The organism is Pedobacter sp. 01T416_2 (assembly GCF_056398925.1).
Genome location: NZ_JBFTQI010000411.1, coordinates 1 through 5243 on the forward strand (window position 1 = coordinate 1; position 5243 = coordinate 5243).

The 5243-nt window shown below is 39.7% G+C and carries 1 protein-coding gene; it reads right to left on the reverse strand.

What is annotated here, in order from left to right; genetic code table 11:
• On the reverse strand, positions 1–4431 hold a 4431-nt coding region (locus tag AC1DPQ_RS16730), incomplete at its 3' end, for a CBM96 family carbohydrate-binding protein (protein ID WP_477610299.1).
• Positions 4432–5243: the final 812 nt, after the last annotated feature.

Consider the following 5243-nt stretch of genomic DNA (forward strand, 5'->3'; position numbering starts at 1 on the left):
CTCAGGTACTGTTTCGTTGTTAATCACACTGTTCTTCTCAGGTACTGTTTCGTTGTTAATCACACTGTTCTTTATTCCTGATGGCATTACAGACATCGATAAGMCCTGAGGTGCGCCCGCTGCTGGTGTTAACAGAAGCTGCGGGCGAAGTGTTGTACTGGTAACTTCCCTTGAGTTAAACGAAGCATCTGACGAACCATTTACAACTGTTGAAACGATGCGAAGCGACAATGTTTTATCTCCCGAAAATTCTGCTAACGCCTGGTTCGTAATATTCCATTCGGCCCATCCAGAACTTTGACCATTAATGGTTGCCAACAACGTAGTGGAAGCGGGTTTGTTATTCCAGTTAATACCTGTTTCCGTCCAGCTATCTGTAGGCACATAGTACACCTGCCAAGTAGTAGCTGCTACGCTGGTACCAGCTGAAGCAATATTTAACCTCAGTTTAGCATTATCAAAACTATTTGCTGCATTTAGGTCAAACTTTAAATATACTTCCCTGCTATATGAGGTACCGTCCTTTTTTACCGTTAATGTAGTTGCTGTTCCAAAATTGGAAGCAGCATAGCTACCATCTCTTACATAAGCATCTGCCAGAGCGCCGACCACTGAGTTAACTTTTAGGGTCTGTTCTACCGGCGTGGCTGCTTCATAAATATCATTACCTGCCTGCGAAGCCGTAATTGTGCTTGAACCTTCGCCAACAATGGTCACCGTACTGCCACTTATTGTAGCTACATCAGTATTGGAACTGGTATAATTAACAGCGAGACCAGATGAGGCAGTTGCTGTTAAATTAAATGCCGGATCGCCCATGTTTTTTGTTGGCATTGCATTAAAGGTAATGGTTTGTGGGGTTAAAACACGAGCCAATGTAATTTCTACTGGTAACCCATCCACGGTTGTGAATTGAATTGTAGTTTCTCCATTTGCCGTACCTGTTATGTTAGCATTAGCATTGGGCTGGGAAATTTGCCAGTTTGTTCCTTTTATGGTAATGTTTATCTGTTTGCTTATAGATGGAGTATATTCTCTATAGGCAAATCCCAAATCAGGATTATTTACTGCTATTTTAAGGGTTTTCTGTACCGAATCATATTGCGACATTGTTAAACAAGGATAGTCAGCACCAGTTAATAATCCCGTATTGTTTATTCCTGAAAGGGCAGCAAAAAAAGCATATCCAAAAATAGGGCTTCCATTTGTTGGTTTGTATTCTACGATGTGGGCAACATTATCTTTACGATGTACGGTATAAGGTTTGTTGCCGGCACCTACTTGGCTGTCTAAATTAGTCATGTCTGTGGTGGTGGCCTGAGGCATGCAAATGTATTCGTAGCCTTGATTTGATGGAGCAGTTCCATGATCGATATAACCTATGGCATAGTTTCCTATCGGATTATTGGCAACATTTTGGCTGGCTATTGGAATTGTGTGCTGTGGTGTTTGTTGATCAGCTCTTGTCAGTTTGATCGTACCACTTCCCGCAAAAACATAAAAGCCGGTACCGAAATTATCAACAAGCCAGTGGTTATTATTATCTGTATAGCTGTTGTTGTAAGTACTTGTTTGCAATAAATTACCGTCTACATTTACCTGGTCTTTACCAGTTATTGCTTTACGTTGATACAAGGTTGTTAATGTAGTATTTGTTGCATCATTGTTGCCAATATTAGAACCAAGGCAAATCAACATATTGTCAAACGCAAAAACAGATTTTTTGAAAACAAATGTCGGGTTATGGTTTTCCGAAGAATAGGTTGTTCCCCATCCTCTTCCAGTTGCTTCCTGAAAATCCATGGCAAACATACCATAGGTGCCATGAATCGCTTTTAGGTAATTACTGTTTTTATTTACAAAACTTAAAGAACCTGCAAACTTTTTCTGTTGTCTTTCATCCAGATTGCTTTTTTCGGCATGAAGCTTATCCCATGGAAGTCGGATAACCGTAGTTCCCGGATTGTAATTCCAATTCCAGGTTGTATAGTCAAATCCATTTCCAGTTGGGGCATCTCCAGGATAAACGATATTAATGGCGCCATAACTTTGATAACGGCCGAAACGGTTGGCATCTGGATAAGTTTCTGTGCCAAACATATTGTCATTGAATCCTTTACATACCACCAGCCAATTGTTTTTACGATAAATGCCCGCCATACTATGATTGAACTGGAAATAACCTTCGTTGTAAGGTGCTATAGTGTTGTCACCAAATGCTGCATAAGTACCMCATAAACGAGTGTAAATGTTAGCCATAACCGGATCTGAGGCCCCTGTACCTAAGATACTTCCTCCTGTCAATGCCATACTACGGAAATCGTATCTACTAATGGTAGTAGCTACTTCTTCGGGTTTTCTTCCTGTCATAGTTAAGAATCTCGTAGTTGCATCATTGGTAAACATAAGTTGTGCCATAAGTGCATCTCTAAAACGAAGATAACCTGCACCGCTTATCTCAAAGGAAGTTTGCCGTAAACATGAAAAAATACTCGTTGCATAGCTTAAATCATACATATATGATGGATAGGCTGCCCAGTGATGAAATCCTGAACCGTCTGGCTTTAACCCGTCCTTAGTCCCTTCTGAATAGGCGGCAAATGCTTCCATTTCACGCTTGAAAGCAGTCATATAACGAAAACGTTCATCGGCAGCGTCAATCCATTTTACATAGGCCATGGTAACAACTCCTGAGTTTCCAACATGGTCTACATTAATGCCAGAAACTGTAGGATTCCATATATAGTCGAAATTATTCTGTTGATACAGTACATTTTCGAACAAGCTTTTTACATACGAGTTGTCTTTAATGCTGGGTATTAGTATTGCTGGTTTTGCAAAATCTCTATAAGAATATTGATTATAGTCTAAAGCCAATGTTCCTTTACATACGAGGTCTGATACCAACCACACCGTGTTAAGGGCTTTGGTATAGGTGTCAGTATCCTCGGGATGAAATTTGAGTTGTTGGGCAAAAGTTTTTAGAAACGTCGTTTGACCATAGCTGGTAATATTTCCAGTGATATTATATCCGTTTACCACAATATTAAGTGCATTATAACTAGTTACGGCCGCAGCAAGTGCTGTAGTGGTTGGTTCGGTTGTGCCTAAATAAGAGTCAGAAAAACGCTGATATATGGTTTCTATCTCTGCTTCTATCGTTGCATTTGATGCCACTAAAGGTAAATCAGGATTTGGCGTGTAAGAGCAGGCTGGTGTTGGTGGTGGAGATGTTAATACCTGATACTGTACTTTTCCGGCAGGGTAGCTAACAGAAGCGGTATAGCCACTCGGATTTTGAACGGTTCCAAAGCTTCCCGTAATAGTTCCTGTAGTTAATTGTACAAAACTGAACTGTGCGCCAGCTTGAGGGGTATATGAATTAGTGTAATCAACCTTCAGCGTTGTTGAGGTTCCTATGGTAACATTTCCCGTTGCTGATAATTGATCATAATTAGTTCCTGGTGTTGTTGCTCCTTTAGTTTGTACACGCATAGAGCCACTGTTGTTCAATGTAAAATTACCGTTTACTTGTAGAATTCTCGTTCCGTTATCTCCAGTGGTAGTGCCAAAATTCAATGAATTTACCGTAAGATTTCCGTTTATAGTGACGCTTGTCTGCGCTGCAGAAGCATTGTAAGCATTATCAATATTAAAACCATTAAGCACTGCCGCTGTAGGATCAAAATTAATTACACTTGCACTGGTTGTTGTACCTGTACTTCCAGAAATGGTAAGGTTAGAAGCGGTATTGCCTTTTATTAAATTACTTGCAGCCCCTTGTTTAAGAGCAGATACCTGTAGATTATAGCCCGCAAGATCAAGTGTAGAGGGTTGGTTGTATAAAATTGGGTCATACAACTTGCAATTCCCTGATAATGCATGGTTTGTTTTAAGTAGTAGACCGAAGGAAAGATTGTTTGGCATGGTGCCAGTTCCTGGAGACTGAATTAAGTTAATCGTTTTTGCTGTACCCCCTAAGTAGATCCCCCTATTGCTACTGTAGTCGTGTATGCCTGTGGTGCCAACAACGTCTCCATTGGTGTTAAAAAAATTACTTCCTGAGGCTGCTTGTAACGTTTTTATAATGCCATTCCAGGTAAGAATACCATTAATGTTAAATGTACTGGCAGAAGCATTATTGTTATGGATAATTTTCCCTCCAGTATTAATAGTTAAGGCTCCAATACTCATTCCTGAGGTAATAGTGGCTATACCTCCATTCWAAATAATAAGGTTATCAGTTGCAACTATAGTGGCTGTGGTTAAACCGGTAAGTCCATCCGGATTGGTGGTCCAGTTGGCGTTAACTGCACCGCTATTCCCCGCTAAGGTAGCAGAGGGCGAGGCGGTATAGTAATCTGTAGCAAGAAGTTTGCCCGAAAAGCTACAAATTACCAGCAGTAATAGAAAAGTAGTTTTTAGTCTCATACATTTTGGTTTATTGGTTAGAAAATAAGGATGATTAAGAGGCTACTCGATAGTATTGATCTGCGTTCTTTAGATTTCTCTTTGTTTGTTTATTGGTTAGTTTGGTTAGTTCATAAAGGAAAGCTGCGTCACGTAGCTTATTTGCTCAAGGCTGTGCAATCCCGTTATATCAAATATTGGGTTTCTATTTCAAAACAGGGGGCACGAATCGGTTAGATTGGGGGTGAAGATCAACCTACTTGTATATTGAAGCATCATGGCTCTATCTTTACTGCAACAGAAGCTCTCTTTCTGATCACCGAGATATTGAAAATACTATTTTTCAGGATTCTGTTTTAAATTAAACCGAAGTGTGCATAGTGCTTAAATCATTCCTGTTTTATGAAGACACCAATACAAACAACAGCACTTAAAATAAAATAGCAGCCAAAGCGAACTGACTGCTACCCTGCTTAGTTTCTTTATCAATTGCATCCAGAGAAACAGATTTCCAACTGTACATATAAACCCTATACCTGGGCAACACTCACCATGTGTTTAGTTCATATATCGATACATCAATTATAATTTCCCTAAATCACACTAAAGGCAGTGGCGTTTGAATTAATAGACTATTAACCTGAGTTCGATTATTAAATCTCACTTTGCGACGTTTTAATCAAGTTTTCTGTTAAGTCGGTCGTCATCCAGAATTTATTTCAGGGTCTTTCCCGCCAAAAAAGATGCTGAAACAAGTTCAGCATGACGATAAGATTAGGAATAAACCTTGTCTGATAGTTATTTTTACAATTTAATAATCGAACTCAGGTTAT